This is a genomic window from Microbulbifer thermotolerans (genome assembly GCF_001617625.1).
Classification (GTDB): domain Bacteria; phylum Pseudomonadota; class Gammaproteobacteria; order Pseudomonadales; family Cellvibrionaceae; genus Microbulbifer; species Microbulbifer thermotolerans.
In genome coordinates this window covers 3,527,596-3,546,086 of sequence record NZ_CP014864.1, presented here as the reverse complement: position 1 = coordinate 3,546,086, position 18,491 = coordinate 3,527,596, and the positions used below count along the sequence as shown (strand labels likewise).

At 56.8% G+C, this 18,491-nt stretch carries 21 protein-coding genes and 3 CRISPR repeat arrays; of the genes, 16 read left to right on the top strand and 5 right to left on the bottom strand.

All coding sequences use genetic code 11. The features are described from left to right. The first annotated feature begins 1 nt into the window (after nt 1). The 8 genes from csm2 to A3224_RS14600 all read left to right on the top strand — a co-directional run bounded on the left by csm2 (nt 2) and on the right by A3224_RS14600 (nt 8,092). Nucleotides 2-394: a type III-A CRISPR-associated protein Csm2 gene (gene csm2 / locus A3224_RS14630; RefSeq protein ID WP_067156276.1), complete on the top strand. Its 393-nt coding sequence runs from the start codon at nt 2-4 to the stop codon at nt 392-394. A gap of 14 nt (nt 395-408) precedes the next feature. Continuing rightward, the gene (csm3, locus tag A3224_RS14625) at nt 409-1,128 is read left to right on the top strand and encodes a type III-A CRISPR-associated RAMP protein Csm3 (protein WP_067156272.1); all 720 of its coding nucleotides are present in this window, start codon (nt 409-411) and stop codon (nt 1,126-1,128) included. 14 nt (nt 1,129-1,142) lie between these two features. Beyond that, a complete protein-coding gene (gene csm4, locus A3224_RS14620) occupies nt 1,143-2,111 on the top strand; it encodes a type III-A CRISPR-associated RAMP protein Csm4 (RefSeq protein WP_067156269.1) in 969 nt (322 codons plus the stop codon). A gap of 4 nt (nt 2,112-2,115) precedes the next feature. Then, nucleotides 2,116-3,786 (top strand): RAMP superfamily CRISPR-associated protein, encoded by a 1,671-nt coding sequence (locus tag A3224_RS14615; protein ID WP_067156266.1) that lies wholly within the window; start codon nt 2,116-2,118, stop codon nt 3,784-3,786. Next, nucleotides 3,783-4,709, top strand: a complete 927-nt coding sequence (cas6, locus tag A3224_RS14610) for a CRISPR system precrRNA processing endoribonuclease RAMP protein Cas6 (RefSeq protein WP_067156262.1) — start codon at nt 3,783-3,785, stop codon at nt 4,707-4,709. Before A3224_RS14615 ends, cas6 begins: the two co-directional genes overlap by 4 nt. 21 nt (nt 4,710-4,730) lie before the next feature. Further along, a complete protein-coding gene (locus A3224_RS14605) occupies nt 4,731-5,876 on the top strand; it encodes a Card1-like endonuclease domain-containing protein (protein ID WP_067156259.1) in 1,146 nt (381 codons plus the stop codon). Nucleotides 5,877-5,999: 123 nt separating this feature from the next. Further along, a CRISPR array of direct repeats spans nt 6,000-6,664; the repeat unit is 36 nt; unit sequence GTTTGAAAGATGCCCTGATTTGAAAGGGATTAAGAC. A gap of 239 nt (nt 6,665-6,903) precedes the next feature. Then, on the top strand, nt 6,904-7,491 hold the full coding sequence (locus A3224_RS17700) for an AHH domain-containing protein (protein WP_082817556.1): 588 nt from the start codon (nt 6,904-6,906) through the stop codon (nt 7,489-7,491). A gap of 4 nt (nt 7,492-7,495) precedes the next feature. After that, on the top strand, nt 7,496-8,092 hold the full coding sequence (locus tag A3224_RS14600; protein ID WP_067156256.1) for a hypothetical protein: 597 nt from the start codon (nt 7,496-7,498) through the stop codon (nt 8,090-8,092). A gap of 143 nt (nt 8,093-8,235) precedes the next feature. Continuing rightward, nucleotides 8,236-8,551: direct repeats of the CRISPR family, unit length 36 nt; unit sequence GTTTGAAAGATGCCCTGATTTGAAAGGGATTAAGAC. 89 nt (nt 8,552-8,640) lie between these two features. On the opposite strand, the gene cas2 (A3224_RS17695) is transcribed toward A3224_RS14600, so the two are convergent. Further along, complete coding sequence (gene cas2 / locus A3224_RS17695) at nt 8,641-8,889, bottom strand: CRISPR-associated endonuclease Cas2 (RefSeq protein WP_082817555.1); 249 nt, start codon at nt 8,887-8,889, stop codon at nt 8,641-8,643. 508 nt (nt 8,890-9,397) lie between these two features. Between cas2 (A3224_RS17695) and A3224_RS14595 the strand changes: the two genes are divergently transcribed. Then, nucleotides 9,398-9,694 (top strand): Card1-like endonuclease domain-containing protein, encoded by a 297-nt coding sequence (locus tag A3224_RS14595; protein WP_067156253.1) that lies wholly within the window; start codon nt 9,398-9,400, stop codon nt 9,692-9,694. A 122-nt stretch (nt 9,695-9,816) separates the two neighbouring features. After that, a CRISPR array of direct repeats spans nt 9,817-10,206; the repeat unit is 36 nt; unit sequence GTTTGAAAGATGCCCTGATTTGAAAGGGATTAAGAC. 88 nt (nt 10,207-10,294) lie between these two features. Here the strand turns inward: A3224_RS14595 and cas2 (A3224_RS14590) are convergent. From cas2 (A3224_RS14590) to cas2 (A3224_RS14575), 4 genes are read right to left on the bottom strand one after another with little or no spacing between them, the layout of a single operon-like run. Next, on the bottom strand, nt 10,295-10,567 hold the full coding sequence (gene cas2 / locus A3224_RS14590; RefSeq protein ID WP_067156250.1) for a CRISPR-associated endonuclease Cas2: 273 nt from the start codon (nt 10,565-10,567) through the stop codon (nt 10,295-10,297). Next, entirely contained in the window at nt 10,546-11,343 is a 798-nt protein-coding gene (locus tag A3224_RS14585) for a CRISPR-associated endonuclease Cas1 (RefSeq protein ID WP_156481506.1), read from the bottom strand. Before A3224_RS14585 ends, cas2 (A3224_RS14590) begins: the two co-directional genes overlap by 22 nt. Then, nucleotides 11,321-12,307 carry a CRISPR-associated endonuclease Cas1 gene (gene cas1 / locus A3224_RS14580; RefSeq protein WP_067156245.1) on the bottom strand — a complete coding sequence of 329 codons (987 nt, stop codon included), beginning with the start codon at nt 12,305-12,307 and terminating at the stop codon, nt 11,321-11,323. Before cas1 ends, A3224_RS14585 begins: the two co-directional genes overlap by 23 nt. Nucleotides 12,308-12,311: 4 nt before the next feature. Next, on the bottom strand, nt 12,312-12,593 hold the full coding sequence (gene cas2 / locus A3224_RS14575; protein WP_067156242.1) for a CRISPR-associated endonuclease Cas2: 282 nt from the start codon (nt 12,591-12,593) through the stop codon (nt 12,312-12,314). Nucleotides 12,594-13,023: 430 nt separating this feature from the next. On the opposite strand from cas2 (A3224_RS14575), the gene A3224_RS14570 reads away from it, so the two are divergent. The 7 genes from A3224_RS14570 (at nt 13,024) to A3224_RS14540 (ending at nt 18,127) form a co-directional block, all read left to right on the top strand. Further along, nucleotides 13,024-13,758: a 16S rRNA (uracil(1498)-N(3))-methyltransferase gene (locus A3224_RS14570; RefSeq protein ID WP_067156239.1), complete on the top strand. Its 735-nt coding sequence runs from the start codon at nt 13,024-13,026 to the stop codon at nt 13,756-13,758. A gap of 50 nt (nt 13,759-13,808) precedes the next feature. Continuing rightward, nucleotides 13,809-14,174 carry a hypothetical protein gene (locus tag A3224_RS14565; RefSeq protein ID WP_067156236.1) on the top strand — a complete coding sequence of 122 codons (366 nt, stop codon included), beginning with the start codon at nt 13,809-13,811 and terminating at the stop codon, nt 14,172-14,174. A gap of 49 nt (nt 14,175-14,223) precedes the next feature. Then, entirely contained in the window at nt 14,224-14,871 is a 648-nt protein-coding gene (locus tag A3224_RS14560) for an HAD family hydrolase (RefSeq protein ID WP_067156233.1), read from the top strand. Nucleotides 14,872-14,964: 93 nt separating this feature from the next. Then, entirely contained in the window at nt 14,965-15,561 is a 597-nt protein-coding gene (locus A3224_RS14555) for an OmpA family protein (protein WP_067158094.1), read from the top strand. Between the two features lie 170 nt (nt 15,562-15,731). Then, nucleotides 15,732-16,274, top strand: coding sequence for a YciI family protein (locus tag A3224_RS17370; protein WP_231902405.1), 543 nt, complete (start codon nt 15,732-15,734; stop codon nt 16,272-16,274). Nucleotides 16,275-16,287: 13 nt separating this feature from the next. Next, nucleotides 16,288-16,746, top strand: a complete 459-nt coding sequence (locus A3224_RS14545; RefSeq protein WP_067156230.1) for a YybH family protein — start codon at nt 16,288-16,290, stop codon at nt 16,744-16,746. A gap of 130 nt (nt 16,747-16,876) precedes the next feature. After that, complete coding sequence (locus tag A3224_RS14540) at nt 16,877-18,127, top strand: RNA polymerase sigma factor (RefSeq protein WP_067156227.1); 1,251 nt, start codon at nt 16,877-16,879, stop codon at nt 18,125-18,127. Nucleotides 18,128-18,491: the final 364 nt, after the last annotated feature.

Here is an 18,491-nt window from a genome sequence, read left to right as displayed (position 1 = left end):
TATGATCAAGGAAAACAGCGCGGAACCTGAAGTACAACTGCAGGCACTCACAGCGGAACTGCTCAGCACCACCGCCGACCGGTGGGCGCAGATTATTGCTAAGGAAGCCGAAGACCAGAACGGTAGGAACAAATCTACCCAGCTGCGGCGTTTCTACGACGAAATCTGCCGGCTGCACGACAAGGGCGAGCGGGACTTCGAGCGCAGACTGCCGTTTGTGCACATGATCCTGTCCAGGGTTGCCTACGCCAAAAGCCGTAAATTGGTGGGCGACCAATTTTATCAATTAATGCAGACCTGTCTTCGCCAAGTAGAAAACTGGCAGACCTTCGACAATTTCAAACACTTTATGGAAGCCTTTATGGGCTTTTACAGAATGTACCGGCCGCAATAGGGAGGAGAGGCATCGTGAAACTGGAAAAAATTATCGACGTCAAAGGCAAAATCCAATTGCTCTCCGGTCTGCATATCGGCGGCGGCGATGAAGAAATGCATATCGGCGGCACCGACAACCCGGTAATCAAAAACCCGCATACCAACAGGCCCTATATTCCCGGCAGCAGCCTCAAAGGCAAGCTGCGCAGCCTGCTGGAGTGGCGCCTGGGACTGGTGGGCATCAGCGGCGGCAAACCCTTCGGGCTGAGCCACCTGGAAAGAGCCCCCAAGCGCGAACCGGCGCTGGCACTGCTGCAACTGTTCGGCGTCTCCGGTGGCGACAAGCTCACCGAAGAAGAAGCCGAACAATACGGCCTGGGCTTCACCCGCCTGGCGTTTCGCGACTGCGAGCCCTGCGCCGAGTGGCTGGCCGCTGTCGAGAACAGAAACCTGCCCCTCACTGAAACCAAATACGAAAACTGCATCAACCGCATCAGCGGCACCGCCGAAAATCCGCGCAACTTCGAGCGGGTGCCCGCCGGCGCCGAATTCGACTTCAGCCTCAGTCTGCGCCTGCTGGAAGGAGACGACGAAGCGCGGCTCACCAATCTGCTGCTCACCGGCCTGCGCCTGCTGGAACTGGATGCCCTTGGCGGTTCCGGTTCGCGGGGCTATGGGAGAGTGCGATTTGTTCTCAAGGGGCAGCTGCAGCAACAACTTGAAGTCCTGGACCCCTTCGGTGAAACCGCTTGAACAGGAGACCGGTTATGCAAAGCTGGCGATTCCGCATCCGCCCGCTGTCCGCCTTCGCCACCCCGCTGCGCGGCGACACCCTCTTCGGTCAGCTCTGCTGGGCGCTGCGCCTGGCGAACGGGGAAGAGGCGCTGGTACGACAGCTTGAGGGTTATACCCAGGGCGCACCTTTTTGCGTGCTCTCCGACGCCTTTCCGGCCGGCTATCTGCCGCGCCCGCAGCTGCCCCTCTTCGCCCTGAGCGCGGACACTGAAGACACAGCGCCGGAAAAACGCAAACAGTACAAAAACCGCCTGTGGCTGCCCCTGGAAAAATTCCAGCAGCCGGTGGAAGAGTGGCTGCACCACTGTGTCAGCGCCTCCGATATCGCCGGCCGCGCCGCCTGGCAGAAAGCCCGGGCCCGCGTGCACAACACCATCAACCGCCGCACCGGCACCACCGGCGAAGGAGCATTTGCTCCCTACACAGTCGAGGAGCAGTGGTACAACCCCGGCGCGCAACTGGATATCTACGCCCTGGTGGACGAAAGCCGCTTCAGCGGTGAAATGCTGGAGCAGCTGCTGCGAAATATTGGGGACAGCGGCTATGGCAAAGATGCCGGCATCGGCCGCGGGCGCTTTCACCTGGAACTGTCAGAGCTGTACCAGTTGCCCGAACAGGGGGACAGCGACACCTGGATGGCGCTGGCACCCTGCGCGCCCCAGGGACTGGGCTACAACCCGGCGGCGAGCTACTGGAAGCCCTTCACCCGCTACGGGCGCCACGGCGCCCTGGCCGCAGTGAGCGGCAGACCCTTCAAAAACCCGGTACTGCTTGCCGATACCGGCAGCCTATTTGCGCCGGGGCCGGTCCAGGTCCTGGGACAGGGATTGGGCGGCGACGGGCGCCTTTCCGTTGCCGTTGCGGATTCGGTGCACCAGGGCTATGCGCCGGCGGTGGGGCTCAACCTGCGGCGGGTGCGGGCGCGCATTGAGAGGAATTAGGGCTATGACGCAAAACGTGGAGAAACGGAACGCGGAATTTCTCGCCGGCCACCAGCTGGTCTTCAGCACACTGGGCCCGCTGCATATCGGCTGCGGCGCCGACTACGAACCCACCAACTATGTGATGGATGGGGAGACCCTGTTCGGATTCGATATTGAAGATCTGGGTGCGGTGCTGACCGACAGCGAACGCAGCCGCCTTAGCAACATCGCCAGCTGGCGCGATCCCCAGTTGCAATTGCAGGCGTTTATTTACGGCTTGCGCGAGCGGCTATTGGCTCGTGCCAGCCATATGGTGTCAGTGGCCTCTCAGGTGGCGAAAAAATACCACAACGGTATCGGCAAGGTGGCTCAGGTGGAACCCGACAAAAATGTGCTGAACCAATTTCATTTGCAGCGCACCAGTTTTAACCCCCACAGCCAGGAACCGTTGCTGCCCGGCTCCAGTGTCAAAGGCGCTATCCGCACGGCGGTGCTTAACGGCTTCAACGGGGGACAGCGCAGAAAAATATTAAAGAGAGAAAGTTCCCGCTTAGAGAGGGAGCTGCTCGGCGGCGGTTTTCAATCTGACCCCATGCGCATGGTCAAAATCGGCGACGGCCAGTGGCAGAAAAGCAGCGACAACCCCGGCCCGCGGATTATTTATGACCACAACCTGTACAAAAAGCCTCACAAGGCGGACAAGAAAACCAGAGCCGAGGGAAAATCCAATCTTCGGGTGATGCGCGAAGTGCTGCCGGCCATGGCCAGCCGCTTGTTCCGCGCCCCACTGTCTCTGCTGCGGGCCGCGCCGGAACTGGGCGACGGGCAGCCGAAAAATACGCTGGCCCTCGCCGATATAGTGCGCCACTGCAACCGCTTTTACCGCGAACAGTGGGAGCGGGAAATGGACATACTGCTTAAGCTGGGCTGTCTCGATCCCCGCTGGCAGCGGCTTGTGGAAGAACTGTTCCGCGGCGAGCTGGGCGAACTGCTGGATGAGGGGCGCGCACTCTTGCTGCGGGTGGGCCGTCACTCCGGCGCCGAGTGCGTCACCATAGAGGGCGTCCGCAGTATCAGAATTATGGGCAAGAAAATTGAGGGGTCGCGTTACGAGTCAGAAGCCACCACCCTCTGGCTGGCCGGCGAGCGGGAAGACGCCCGCGAGAGCCTGATACCTTTCGGCTGGCTGGTTGCGGAAATCGACCCGGAGCCGGAGGATCTCCGCAGCCGCGCGCTGGCGGAAAAGCTGCGCGACTACAACCGCGATCTGTGCCGCCGGGAAGCGGAGCGGCGCGCGGACATAGAACGAAAGCGCGCAGCGGCGGAGGAAGAATTGCGCGAGCGGCAGCGCAAAGAGGAAGAGGCGCGCCGCGAAAGAGAGCGCCAGGAGCGGGAAGCGCGCGAGCGGGAGGCGCGCCTGGCCGCCCTGCCCCCCGAGCGCCGCGCCATGCAGGAATACCGCGATATGCTGGAACAGGAAAAACAGCGCTTCCCGCAGCCGCGCCAGACCGGCCTCGGCAGCCCGGTGGGGCAGGCCCTGGCGCAGCTGGTGAACCGGGCGCAGAGCTGGGACGGGGAACTCAGGGAAGAACTGCGCGAGCTGGTGGACAAAGCCTTCGAGTACCTGAAAGTGAACCGCAAGAAAAAGGGCGCCGGCAGAGACCTGTGGAAAAAACTGGGGGACGGCCAATGAGCGCGGAAATCGGCCTGCCCGTGTGCCGCTACCGTTTGCAGGTGCGGGCGGAAGACGCCCTGCAGCTGCCGCCCTATGCCGGCTCCATGCTGCGCGGCGCCTTCGGCCACGCCCTGCGCCGCCTCGCCTGCATGACCAAAAGGCGCGACTGCAACGGCTGCCCGCTGCAGGGTACCTGCCCCTATGCGCAGCTGTTCGAGGCGCCGCCCATTTCCGGCCACAGCCTGCAGAAATTCAGCCGCATGCCCAACCCCTATGTGATCGAACCGCCGCGGGGCAAACGCATTCTGGAAGCGGGGCAGGATTTTGACTTTCACCTGGTACTGATCGGCCGCGCCCTGGATCAGCTGCCCCTGGTGCTGCTGGCCTGGGAGCGTGCCCTGGCGCGGGGATTGGGAGTGGCGCGCAAACCCTGCCGCCTGCTCGCCGTCTATCCGGAGGGGGAAACCGAACCCCTATACCGGCCCGGGGAGGAAAGCCTGCGTCGGCACACGCCGGCACAGCCGCGTGCGGCGGCAGGTTACGCTGCGGAACTGGAATTTCTTACGCCCCTGCGATTGCAGAACAATGGCCGTCCGTTGAGTGAGCGTGAACTCACACCGAGGACGCTGTTGATGGCCCTGGCCCGTCGCCACCAGCTGCTGTGCGACAGTAATCTTCGCCAGCCGCCAAAAATGGATTTTCCCGCACTCGCCCGCGCGGCGGAAACCATTGATATGCACAGCCAGCTGCGCTGGTATGACTGGAAGCGCTACTCCAACCGCCAGCAGCGGGAAATGGCCCTCGGCGGCCTGGTGGGGCGCATCCGCCTGAGCGGCAACCTGGCGCCCTTTTCACAGCTGCTGGCACTGGGCCAGTGGCTGCACCTGGGAAAAAATGCCACCTTCGGACTCGGCCACTATCGGCTGTCGGCAACCGCATAACACAAAAAGGAGGAAACCCCCATGGCCCGCGAAGTGCATTTTTGTCTGCTCTCGGAACAGCCCAGCCCCAATATCTGCCCGCTGCTGGACAGCCGCCTGAAGCCCGATGAGGTGGTATTTGTCGTCAGTCCCCAGCAGCGCCACCGGATCAGCTGGCTGAAAGATATTCTTCAGCCGACGGGTATTGCCGTGAGCGAACTGGCCATTGAAGACGCCTTCGACTACGCGGGGATACAGGAGAAGCTGGACAGCGAAATCGCGCAGCGCAGAGAAAAGGGAGAAAAAGTCCTGGTCAACGCCACCGGCGGCACCAAGCCAATGTCCATCGCCGCCTATATGGCCGGCTATCAGCAGGAGGTGCCGGTTTTCTATGTGCACAACGACCGCGTCCACTGGCTGGAGCAGGGCGGCCGCGATGAGAAGCTCTTTGATATCGAAGACCGGCTGAAGCTGAAACAGTTCTTCCTCGCCCACGGCTATGACCTGACAGAGGCAAAATCCCCACAGGTCAAGCCCGGGCACCGGGAACTGTTTCTGGAGTGGATTGGTAAAGGCAGCTATGCCGAGTCTATCCGCACCCTCAACTGGCTGGCACACCGGGCGGCGCAGCACCCGGAGCTGATCGCGGAGCTGAACCCGGCGCAGCAAAACGACCAGAAGCTGCAAGCCATGTTCGACAAACTGGGACAGGAGGGCCTGCTGCTGCCGGAGCGCAGCCGGGTGCGCTTCAGCAGCGAGGAGGCCCGCGCTCTGTGCAACGGACTCTGGCTGGAGGACCACTGCCTGCTGGAGGCGAAGGAAGTGCGCAAAAAACTGCCGCGCCTGCAGGACCTGGGCCGGGGGCTAACCCTTGTGTCCCGCCGGGAAGGCGTGAAAAACGAACTGGACCTGGCGCTGCTGTACGACAACCGCCTGCATATTATCGAGTGCAAAACCCGCCACTACAATGCGGAGGAGGAAGACGCGGCCGAAGCCCTCTACAAGCTCGCCACCCTGGTGCGCCAGCTGGGCGGCATCCGCGCCCGCGCCATGCTGGTGAGCCATTACCCGCTGAACAAAGCGGACCGCCGCCGCGCGGAGGTACTCGATATACAAGTGGTAGACGGGCGGAACGTCAGGGATTTCCGCAGCCGGCTGTGTCAGTGGCTGGGTGTTGACACCGTTTAAGGTGGAGAGGGCGGCTAGAGTGCGAAAATTTGTTTAAATTTCATACAACTTTTCTGGGAGAGACCGTCTTGCCAAGCCCCCTTTGTAACTTATTGAAAATAAAGGGAAAATTGATGGGGGTCAGTTTGAAAGATGCCCTGATTTGAAAGGGATTAAGACTTGCCTTCTACGTCAACGCCACCAACGAAGTTGAGTTTGAAAGATGCCCTGATTTGAAAGGGATTAAGACTAAGCCATCGTCATGATGTGCGTAAGGTTAATGGCGTTTGAAAGATGCCCTGATTTGAAAGGGATTAAGACGGCTTGAACGTGAACGGATTGTTTTTCCTCCCGGTTTGAAAGATGCCCTGATTTGAAAGGGATTAAGACCCAGTGCCGTGGGGAACTTTCACTTTATCACCAACGTTTGAAAGATGCCCTGATTTGAAAGGGATTAAGACGATGCTCGGAGCCTACTGAGCTTAATTGATCTGTTTGAAAGATGCCCTGATTTGAAAGGGATTAAGACAGAAAAAACTTAGCATTACTGTCCCCCTTTGTTTGTTTGAAAGATGCCCTAATTTGAAAGGGATTAAGACACATCATCGTGGTTCGGTGTGCCGTATACGCAATCGTTTGAAAGATGCCCTGATTTGAAAGGGATTAAGACCGAGAAATGAGACAAACTGCTCCTGTGATACGTTGTTTGAAAGATGCCCTGATTTGAAAGGGATTAAGACACGCTATGACAGGCACAGATACAACCTTTCCGCGTTTGAAAGATGCCCTGATTTGAAAGGGATTAAGCCCCCAAATTGGATACGGCTTCCACTCCAATCTGCCGACTTTCATCTAAGGGCAGCGCCTTGTCATTACGCCATTGCTAGAACAGTCAAGTAGCTAATGAGAAAAGGCTTTGATCGCGGCCCTTTCGTGAAACAACCTGCAAAACCGCACCACCTCAATGGTAGCCCGTTGTCTCCCGAATCCCCCTCCAGGTATCATCGGAAACCGCATAGGAAGACCTTCTTCAAAGGAATAACCCACCATGACACGAGCTCCACTGTCAAAAAAGTATCACGAGATGGACCGAGTAGACCGCGCTATTGCTGAATTTGCCTCCCTAGAAAAACCTACCGTATCGGACTTAAATCGAGTACGTACAATCTCACAGGTCGAGGAGGAGCTTGACCGGTACAGAGCCGATGGGAAGGAGATGACCCAAAAGGAACTGGTACAGGAAGCCCACAATTCTGCCCGTCTTGGAAAACACATGGGGCTAAACGGCGATCCCCGCCCCCACAATCTGTGTGATGCTCATGCCATAGTTTCTGGAGCGCATAGACGAGCGGCACCTATGCGAGCCGTGCTTGCCTGGTTTAAACGCCGCATTGATGATCCAATTAACGGGTGCTGGTTACCGCGGAATAAAGAAGCCGTATCGCAAATGCCCGACCACCTAAGACGTGCTGTCCCACATAGCCGAATTCATCGGAAGGCGTATTACGCATGGATCTCCCCGCTTATTAATCTCGCTAGAATATCCTCAGATGAAGAGCTAGTAAGGACTCTCGCATCGATTCGGCACAAACTTCAAACTGGCACACTCCCTCAACACATCATTCCAAAGCGGTGACGATATGACACTTCAAAGAATACATAATGATGATCGGTATTTTTTCTACGCAATACCAATTGATGAAGTCATGGAAAAGTTGGGGGAGAACTGCACATTCCATATGAACAGCGCTCCTATTGCCTATTCAGAAAGCTGGAAAGAACCGTTGTTTTTAGATTTTGGGCCAGCAATGGAGGGAGAGAAGTGCGAATTTGAGGAGATTCCAGATCTTTGTGTAAATATTGGGAGGTTATTCCTGAGTGAGCGAGCCTATAGCCAGCTTCACGAGGACTTGAAACAAGACGGGGAATTCCTTCCGGTAGTCTACGAGGGGGGAACTGGATATATCTTTAACCCGCTAACTATCGCGGAGGATCATGATGCACTGGATCAAAGTGTGACTACTGCGGACGAGTTTGGTGAGCTGCAGAACCTGGGCATCTTGGAAGACAAGCTCCCAGAATCCACCATGGTATTTAAGTGTAAAGCTGACTTCTACCATGGCGTATTCTGTACAGATGCCTTTAAGCGGGCCGTTGAAGACGCAGGGTTGACCGGCATTTATTTCCACCCCGACCTCTCAAATATATTTGGAGCCACCTCACCTGCTGCCCACTGATATGTTTCCATGCCTCCCAAGTTGGGAGGCATGGGGACCAGTAACAGAGGGTAATGGCAACACCGGCCTGGACATTGATTGAAACCGGCGAACTTGCAGAGGCATAGCAAGGAAACTGCCAAGGGTGAACCGCATGTTTCCTGGTTTAAAAGATGCCCTGATTTGAAAGGGATTAAGGCCTGAATGTCGGCATCAGTGACTTCCCGCTGGCGTTTGAAAGATGCCCTGATTTGAAAGGGATTAAGACTTCAATCAGTGGGATATGTTCACGAATCCGCGCCGTTTGAAAGATGCCCTGATTTGAAAGGGATTAAGACTATGTGCAGCAATTCGAGAGAGGCCTTTTCGATCAGGTTTGAAAGATGCCCTGATTTGAAAGGGATTAAGACCGGTTGGATCTGGAGTATTGCGCGCGCAATATCTGTTTGAAAGATGCCCTGATTTGAAAGGGATTAAGACGGAATATGAAAATCTTCTTCTAAGCAGGCAGCCTGGTTTGATTAAATAGAGATAAAAATCAAACTACAGGATGAAGGCTGAGGGGGCTCTTAATCGCCGAATATACCCTCCGGTAGTGGGCATTTTCCCAAAGTTTCTATCTGTTGCGGAGATTGCAGCCTATATACGCGAATATCGTCCGCACCTTGATCGATAATTTCCTCCAACCTGCTTAACAGGGTGTTGAGATCTTGCTCGCTTAGATGCAAGTGAAAGACGGAGTACTGATAGGCGGTGCCTACCGCGCGGCAGGCGCGGAATACCCTGGCGAGGCGACTTACTCTCGTAGGGCAGGCCAAAAATAAAAATCGTGAACAGTGTCGGTTAGCTCAAGGAGGTATTATTGTAGGGTAAGCGCGGAATTGAATTTGCAGGTTAGTTGTATTGTCGAAAGGAATTTTCCAATGGCGCGATTTCAACAACCTCCCGCTCCCGATTCTCCACCCAAAGCACCATCACCTCTTGAGAGAGCGATTTACGAATTTGAGAAAAGAGCAAGGGCCTACCATAAAAACGTGGCACAAAACGCTTCGTCCGATGAAACACTGGAGCAGGTAAAGGCTCGGAAGACAGCGTTTAAGCGAGATCTGGAACATCTGTAACGTGAACGGGCTAAGATCGATATCCTATCCAGCTGCAAGCGCAGCTTGAGCAGTACCGAAGAGATTGTAGGACCTGACACCCGAAGCAAGATACAGGAAACAAAAGACCCGGACCACTGCCAGTGAGAAGCGGAGGATCTGCGGAAAAACTGCGATGCTTGCAGAATCCGGGCGGGGATGAAGCCTTGCCTCCCATGGGAAGGGCGTGAAAAATGAACTGGATCTGGCGCTGCTGTACGACAACCGCCTGCATATTATCGAGTGCAAAACCCGCCACTACAATGCGGAGGAGGAAGACGCGGCCGAAGCCCTCTACAAGCTCGCCACCCTGGTGCGCCAGCTGGGCGGCATCCGCGCCCGCGCCATGCTGGTGAGCCATTACCCGCTGAACAAAGCGGACCGCCGCCGCGCGGAGGTACTCGATATACAAGTGGTAGACGGGCGGAACGTCAGGGATTTCCGCAGCCGGCTGTGTCAGTGGCTGGGTGTTGACACCGTTTAAGGTGGAGAGGGCGGCTAGAGTGCGAAAATTTGTTTAAATTTCATACAACTTTTCTGGGAGAGACCGTCTTGCCAAGCCCCCTTTGTAACTTATTGAAAATAAAGGGAAAATTGATGGGGGTCAGTTTGAAAGATGCCCTGATTTGAAAGGGATTAAGACCGACCGTAAGCCTATCGAGCGCGCCGCTGGTGGTTTGTTTGAAAGATGCCCTGATTTGAAAGGGATTAAGACCGCAGCGGCTTTGATTGCGTCCATCCACTCGGATTGTTTGAAAGATGCCCTGATTTGAAAGGGATTAAGACAGCCAATATGCTAAGGTTTCTTCAAGGGTGTATTTGGTTTGAAAGATGCCCTGATTTGAAAGGGATTAAGACCCATGTCCAGATTAATATCTTCCCGCCGTACCGGTTTGAAAGATGCCCTGATTTGAAAGGGATTAAGACGTCTTTTAAAGTCACTTTGCGACGGCGCTCTTTGTTTGAAAGATGCCCTGATTTGAAAGGGATTAAGACGGAATATGAAAATCTTCTTCTAAGCAGGCAGCCTGGTTTGATTAAATAGAGATAAAAATCAGACTACAGGCCGAAGACTGACAGGCCCTTAATCGCCGAATATACCCTCCGGTAGTGGGCCTTTTCCCAAAGTTTCTATCTGTTGCGGAGATTGCAGCCTATATACGCGAATATCGTCCTCGCCTTGATCGATAATTTCCTCCAACCTGCTTAACAGGGTGTTGAGGTCTTGCTCGCTTAGATGCAAGTGAAAGACGGAGTACTGATAGGCGGTGCCTACCGCGCGGCAGGCGCGGAATACCCGGGCGAGGCGTTTGCGGTCGGCGATGTCGTAGCAAATCAGATAGTGGTGGCGCCGCATGGGGATTTTGGCGGTATGGCTTGTTGTCCGAGGGCACACTCTTCCAGCAGGGAGCAGAGTGCTGTGAATGCTTTTTGCAGCCAGTCCTCCACCGGTTGTGCGCAGTGGGCCTGGTAAAAGCGGGCGAGTTGAGCGGTGCTGTGAGTGTTTTTCCCGGCGGGAAGTTTGTGGACCAGGCTTGTGGTTGCCAGGGCCAGTGCCGGGGGCATCAGGTCTTGCTTCAATTTTTGCAGATAGCGGCTGTTGCCAGGGAGTCCGTAGTTTGATGCGAGACACTGCATGTGTGTCGCAAGCAGGCTTTCCAGCCAAGTGCGGATATTCGGGAGCGTGTCGTGCAGTTGTTTTTTGCTCGCCAGTTTTTGTAATTGTTGTTGTGCCTTCTGTGCGCTATGCGCACTATTGCAGCCAAAACACCCGATCAGGCCATAAGCGCGACGCAGCTGGTTTTCCAGCCAGTCCTTGTAGACAGCATCCAATTCCGGCTCGGCCTCAAGTGCGTCCATCCAGTGCCCTAATGGGTGCGGCAAGCGCCCGGGATGGATGATCTGCCCCAGAATTTGGCCGCGCCGGTTGAGGATGGTTACGGGGACGCCCTGACTGCAGCAGGCCAGCAGTGTATGTAAGGCATTTTCCGGTACTCCGGTAATCAGGATACGGCTCAGGCGGCGGAAGGGGAACCACTGGCGACTGCGACCGCGGGCGCGCAGCAGCAGGGCGGGGCCGTCTCGCCGTAGTTCTTCGACCTCGTCCATATTAATGATCAGTGGTTTGCGCATCGTCTTTCAGCTCTTCTGGACAGCTTGTTTCCTGCTCCAGCCTCGCGGCCCACTGGCTGGCCAGCTTCCGGCAGCGCTTGCGCCATTTGATTACCTCATTTCGGTAGGCAGAATAGAAAACCGCGCGCCCCTCTTTGCCCAGTAAGCATTGATCAGCGCTGGGAAAGTGAAACTGGGTGGGAGTGAGGGCACCGTCCCGCAGCAGTGCCAGTACCCAGCGATCGATATCTGCGCGCAGCAGTTCCATCAAATCGCAGGCGAGGGATTCGCGGCTGTAGCTGAACTGGTGCAGAAACCCCAGCGCCGGGTCCAGGCCGCAGCTCACCAGCGCCTGTACCGCCTCCCCGTGGGCGAGGGTGTAACTGAGGGAGAGCAGGGCATTGACCGGATCTGGCGGCGGGCGGCGCAGGCGCTTGCGGAAATTCCATACCGGCGCCACCAATTGTGTCAGGGCGCCGAAGTAAGCGGCGGATGCTGCGCCTTCCACGCCACGCAGTGCGTCCAGAGTTTGCGCCTGCAGTACAGCCTGCCGGCGTTGACGCAGTTGTTCCAGTGCGCGGCTTAAGGGGCGGCGAAGGTTCGGCCGCTGGCGGCGATGCTGCAACAGGCTGCGGTACTGGCCGGTGATCTTGGCAGCTACCAGTTGCCGTGCGGCCTGCAGGCAGCTGTTTTCCCTGTTCCACCACTGATACTGGCGTAGCCGGCGGGCGCTGTTGCCGTGGCGATTGCCGGAACACACCAGCCAATTGCCGGAGCTGCGGGGATTGATAACAACCAGAGTGACGCCCGCTGAATCCAGGGCCAGCAGCAGTCTGGAGGAGAGCTGAACACTGGCGGAAACCGTAATAAAGCGCAGTTGTACCAATGGCAGGCTCCGGGGCCGCTCTCCGGGTACGCGGATCAGTAAATGCTGGCCCTCCACATCCAGTTCTGTGCCCTTCCGGTCGATGTAAAGGTTCTCCATTGTCTTATCCCACGTAGTAAAACTGCGGATCTGCCGGCGGTATGCCTATACCCAGCACTTGTGCCGCCCCTTCGGGGACTGGGGCAACCAGAAAACTGTCTTCGTCTGTATCCATGACCTGCGCTATACGCTCAAAGAGTTCGGCTTTCTCCCCGTTGGTCAGGTAGCACTCGAAAACTGACTTCTGCCCGCCACAGGCGAAATCCTTGAGTAGTCGCAGTGCTTTGCGCAGTCTGCGCGGGTTGCGGATGTCGTAAGCGGCGATATACAGTTGGCGAGAACTCATGGAGCGTATTTTGCCAACGTGGCGCAGGCCGTAGGAAAGCGCAAGCTTGCGGTATACATAGTTCCCGCCAAGCCTAATTTGCCGAAGACTGCCGTTGGGCGGTTAGATGGTGAGAAACAAAAATTCGGTCGATTGGCGCTGAAGGGCGCTACGGTAAGGTGTGGAAGCCATTTACATCTAAAGTTTAGTTAAATTGCTCCGTGCACTTTTAGTCCATGATCGAGGAATTGGCGCTCGTAGAATTGCGTTTTGATGGTCACGTCATCGATTCCTTTTGAGCGGATCATTATTGCTGTGCCTTCTTGCTTCCATGGCGTTTGGATTGTTCCGGCCGGCCGCGACATTGCGCAACCGACGTCAGAATGCCTACACTATCGGCCGGTTAACTGCCGCCGCTGTAATGGCAATCGTTCCAGAGGATTTCCCGCCCATGCGCATCCCGCGTGTTTATTCCCCCGAACTCCTGTCCGGCCGCACTGAGGTGGTGCTGGACGAAGCCGCATCCCGCCACTTGGTTAAAGTGCTGCGCTTGCAGCCCGGCCGCCCTTTGGTTTTGTTTGACGGTAGCGGCGGCGAGTACAGTGCGGAGTTGTTGGAAACCGGCAAGCGGGCCAGAGTGCGCCTGGGGGACTTTTCCGCGGAGGATCGCCAATCGCCCTTGGCGCTGACATTAGCCATTGGTATTTCCCGCGGCGATCGCTTCGACTGGGTGGTGCAGAAGGCCACTGAGTTGGGCGTGGCGGAAATTCAGCCGTTGTTTACCGAGCGCTGCGAGGTGAAGCTTGCCGGTGAGCGCCTGCAGAAAAAACTGGGCCACTGGCGCCAGATTGCCGCCAGCGCCTGCGAGCAGTGCCAGCGCAACCGCTTGCCGCTGATTGCCGAGCCGCAAAAACTGACATCTTATCTGCAGCGGGCGGCTGCCGATCTGAAACTGGTGCTGCATCACCGCGCCGAGCTGGATCTGCGCCAGCTGGAGCAGCAGCGGGGAGCGCCGGATTCGGCGCTGCTGTTGGTGGGGCCCGAGGGCGGCCTGTCGGAGGTGGAGATTGAGGGGGCGCTTGCCCAGGGGTTTATGCCCATGCGTTTGGGACCGCGGGTGCTGCGCACAGAAACGGCCCCGGTGGCGGCGCTGTCAGTGTTGCAGTTTCAGTGGGGCGACCTGTAGGCAACCGTATTATTCTTGGAATTTAAAGCAATCCATACAGGGAGAGAGCGATGGTAAAACTGATTCTCTGGTTTCTCGGCCTGGCGATTATCGCCTTGTCTGTCACCATCATCCTGCAGCCACAGATGGCGCGCCGTATCAGTGAGCGCTTGAATGAAACCGGCTACGCGGTCTCCGCCTGGGCGCGCGTGATCATCGGCCTGATTCTGCTGCTGATCGCCGATACCCGCGCCTGGAATATCCTTTTCAATGCGCTCGGAGTGCTGATGGTGCTGGCCGGTGCCTATATGCTGCACATCGGCTTCGAGCGCAGCAAGGCGCTGGCATTGCGCATCGCCGGCGGCAATGAAAATTTCTTGCGCGCCATGGCGGCGGTCGGTGTGTTGCTGGGCTTGCTGCTGATCTCCGCCAGCTGAGTGCCCCGCAGCCCGCTACAGCTCCTGTGTGAATGAATCAGAGGTCCCTATGGCTGCCACTGAACTGGTGATTTTCGATTGCGACGGCGTACTGGTGGACAGCGAGACCATTGTCTGCCGCGTGCTCGCCGAGGAGATGAACAAGCTGGGCTTGAAAACGACGCCCGAGGAGCTGGATGAGCAGTTCAGCGGCCGCCCGGCGCGGGATTGTCTGCTAGAGATAGAAACCCGTTACGGCGGCCCCCTGCCGGAACACTATTTCCACAATACCGAGCGCCGTATCCGCGAGGCCTTTCACAACGAGCTGCAGCCAGTCTGTGGTATCGAGGACGTACTCGATCACCTGTTGCAAATCAATCTGCCGAGCTGTGTCGCTTCCTCCGGATCTCACGAGAAGATGCAGCTGACCCTGAACAAAACGGGTCTCTACGATTATTTCGACGGGCGTATTTTTAGCGCCGACGATGTTTCCCGCGGCAAGCCCTGGCCGGACCTGTTTCTGCACGCGGCGGAGGTGATGGGGGTGGAACCGCGGCGCTGTCTGGTGGTGGAGGATTCCATCGCTGGCGTGCGGGCGGCGGTGGCTGCGGGTATGCCGGTTGTTGGGTATAACAACCACCCGGTGCGCGCGCCGCAATTGGCGCAGGCCGGAGCGAAAGTGGTGGGAGATCTGGTGGCGGTGTTGGATTTCCTTTAGGGAGCCTCAGGCGCTGCCCCCACTTTTCCATCCTCTGCACTACAATGAATTTGACGCCATATGCTTTTCCAGCCCGACTGGGGAGTTGATGTGATGGCGATTCCGCACTGCCCGCTGCGCCGAGCGTTGTTGTTATTGGCGATGGGAGTGGTATCGGCCCTGGTCGCCTGCCACGACCCGCACAAAAAGTATGCCCTGACCCCTTTGGTTGAGGAGAGGGGTAGTGGGGGTGAAGTGGCCGCACCTTTTGCGGAGCAGTTGGTGCGTTATCTGCGAGGTGCCCCGCGCGCGCAAGGCAATGAATTTATTTTGCAGGTGCGCTATGCGCCCGGCGGCTTTGCGCCGCTCATGGATAGTATCGGGGATATTGAGGCACTGTTGGTGATCATGCGGGATTTTCCCGCGCTGCGCATCGTTATTGAGGGGCATACCGACAGCGAGGGCGATCCGGAAAAAAACCTGAAACTGTCCCAGTGGCGCGCGGACTGGGTGCGGCACTTCCTGCTGGAGCGCGGTATCGCGGAGGAGCGGGTACAGGCCGAGGGCTTTGGTGACAGCCGCCCCATTGCCGATAACAGTACCTCTGAGGGACAGGCGAAGAATCGCCGCCTGGTGGTCCGCCTATTGAATTTTGCGACCCAGTCCACCGCATTGCCGGATGGGGAAAGCAGACGGGGCAGTTTTGATTAATGCACTTTCTGGCAGCCCGCACGTGAATGAATAAGCTTCCATGGAGCCGCTCTATCTGTGTGCCGGTAGATAAGAGCCGTTATTCGCACATTTTGTAAAAATATTTTCCTTCCTGTCGAATTCTTCTCTCCCCGCTCGACTAATGTCTAAATTCTGAATCCGGGGTTACGGTGAAATATCTGTGCTCGGTTTATCCACGGGTATCCGCCACGGGCCTGCCGCCCGCCGCTGGTGTGCCCTTGCTGTTCGGCGCGCGGGATCTCAACCGGGCGCTACAGCGGCTCGACCGCCTGTTGGGGGAGGGCGATAGCGCCGTTTTATGGCGCCTGGCCCAGGCCGGTGCCGGGTTTACCAATTGTCATGAGGAGAGAGCAATGAAATATCTGTGTCTGGTATACAGCGATGAAGAAAAGCTGTATTCACTGCCGGAGAGTCCTGAGGATGCCGAATGCCGTGCCTATGCGGAGTCGGTGGCTGAAAGCGGGCGCATGCTTGCCGCGGAGGCTCTGGAGCCGGTGAGCAGTGCCACCACGGTGCGTATGCGCGCCGGCAAGGTGATGATCACCGATGGCCCCTTTGCTGAAACCAAGGAACAGCTGGCGGGCTTTTATCTGCTGGATGCGCAAAACCTCGACGAGGCGCTGGACATCGCCGCCGGTATTCCCGCGGCCCGCGTGGGATGTGTAGAAGTGCGGCCAGTGCGGGAGTTGTGATTGGGGCTTTTGCATGCGGATTACAAATGAGGGACACAAAGCGCACTTGCGGATAGAAAGCCTATTGCACCAATGGGCGGAGGCCGTACGGCATAACGAAACGGCAGCCATTTGGCGCAACCACCACCCATCGGCGAGAATCTTTGACGCTCTGCCACCTTTTCAGTATCCAGATGTGCAGTCCTACCGGGATAACTGGGACAGCTGGCAGCCGCCTTTTATTGAACCGCCCTTGTTCGAGTTTATAGACCTGCAGATTCACGCTGGCGACACAGTGGCCTGTGCCCATTGTGTGCTGCATAGTAAGGGCATATTAAAGGGTGGGCGGGAATTGGATGATCGCGTGCGCGCAATATTTGGCTTTATACATTGCGAAGGACGCTGGCTTATCAACCACCAGCATATTTCCCTGCCAGTACGAGTAGAGTCTGTGAATGAAGGTACCTCTGATTCAAGGACTGGAGCGCTATAGCGCACTTCGGTGTGTCTTCCGTATAGCTTTGTGAGCCAGCGACGAATGAATCAGAGATGCCCGACAGACATTGTGATTCCCACTCGTTCAATGCTTGAATAGCCTCATCTTTTTTGACTGAGGCAAGGGAATGGCTGTGTTGTGTCGGGAGAGAATAAAAATCCGGTTGGAGGAAATTTACCGCGTGGAATCCCGCCGGGTATTGGCTACGTTGATACGCCTGTTGGGCGATTTTGACCTGGCGGAAGAGGCCTTGCACGAAGCCTTTGCAGCGGCCCTGAAGCAGTGGCCGCAAGAGGGGATACCTGATAACCCGCGGGCCTGGTTGGTGTCCACCGGCCGCTTTAAGGGGATAGACCGGCTGCGCAGCCAGACCCGCCAACACGCCCTCACTGAAGCTGTGACACCGCAGTTGGCAGTCGAAGATGTCGATCCGGTCGACTGGGCCGAAGACCGGGTGGAAGACGATCACCTGCGTCTGATATTCACCTGCTGTCACCCGGCCCTTTCCGCGGATGCGCAAGTGGCGCTCACTCTGCGCGAGGTTTGCGGCCTCACCACGGAGGAAATTGCCAGCGCCTTTTTGTGCTCTCCCACCACTTTGGCGCAGCGCATTGTGCGCGCCAAAAATAAAATTCGCAGCGCCGCAATTCCTTACCGAATTCCCGGCCGGCGCGACTTTCCCGAGCGCCTCGAAGGCGTGTTGCGGGTGATCTACCTGGTTTTTAACGAGGGCTACTCCGCAACAGTTGGCGACACCCTCACCCGACCGGATTTGAGTGGCGAAGCCATACGCTTGGGCCGATTGCTCAATCGCCTGATGCCCGAACCGGAAGTGCAGGGCCTGCTGGCCCTGATGCTGCTCAACGAATCCCGCCGCAGCGCGCGCACGGATGCGTGCGGAGAATTGGTTTTGCTGGAAGATCAGGACCGCAGCTTATGGGACAAAAAACTGATCAGTGAAGGCACAGCCTTAGTGCAAACCGCGCTCCACTCACGGCGCTTTGGCCCCTATACAGTGCAGGCAGCGATCGCCGCGGTGCACGCTGAAGCCACAAGCTTTATCGAAACCGATTGGCGAGAAATTGTCGGCCTCTACGACGCACTTTACCAACTGACCCCGAGCCCGGTAGTGGCCCTCAACCGCGCAGTGGCCATCGCCATGCGCGACGGCCCCGAAACAGGCCTGCAATTGGTAGAGCAAATACTCGCAAGCGGCCAATTGGACGACTACCACTTGGCGCATGCGGCCAGGGCAGATCTGTGCCGGCGCTTGGGAAAGGTGGAGGAAGCCAGAGTTTCGTACCGGAGAGCGCTGGAGTTGGCGCGGCAGGAGGCTGAGGCACGGTTTTTGCTTGGGAGGTTGTTGTCCCTTGGGTAGGCTGCTTAGCCACAGAATGTTGCCTGGGCAGATTGGAAAACTGCCTGAAAAAATAGGTTGGAAAACAAACGATATGAGCAAATAAAAAACAACAGTTATCTATAAATTTGGAATTAGATGTAGTTTTTTTGTTATGTTTGAAGAATATTTATGATGGATTTCTCATAGATTTGTAACATTTGTAATCAATCTGGCGCGAGAAACAACCGAGGAAAGATATATTTATCTTTCTCTGGTGGATTTTGTTTTATGCTCGAGTAGTCGTTTAAATCTCGCTATTATCGAGAAGCCCATGGGTGTGTCAAAGTGCAAAAAATGGCAGTCCCAGTGGAGAAATCAAAAAAATGGCTAATGCTTACGATCT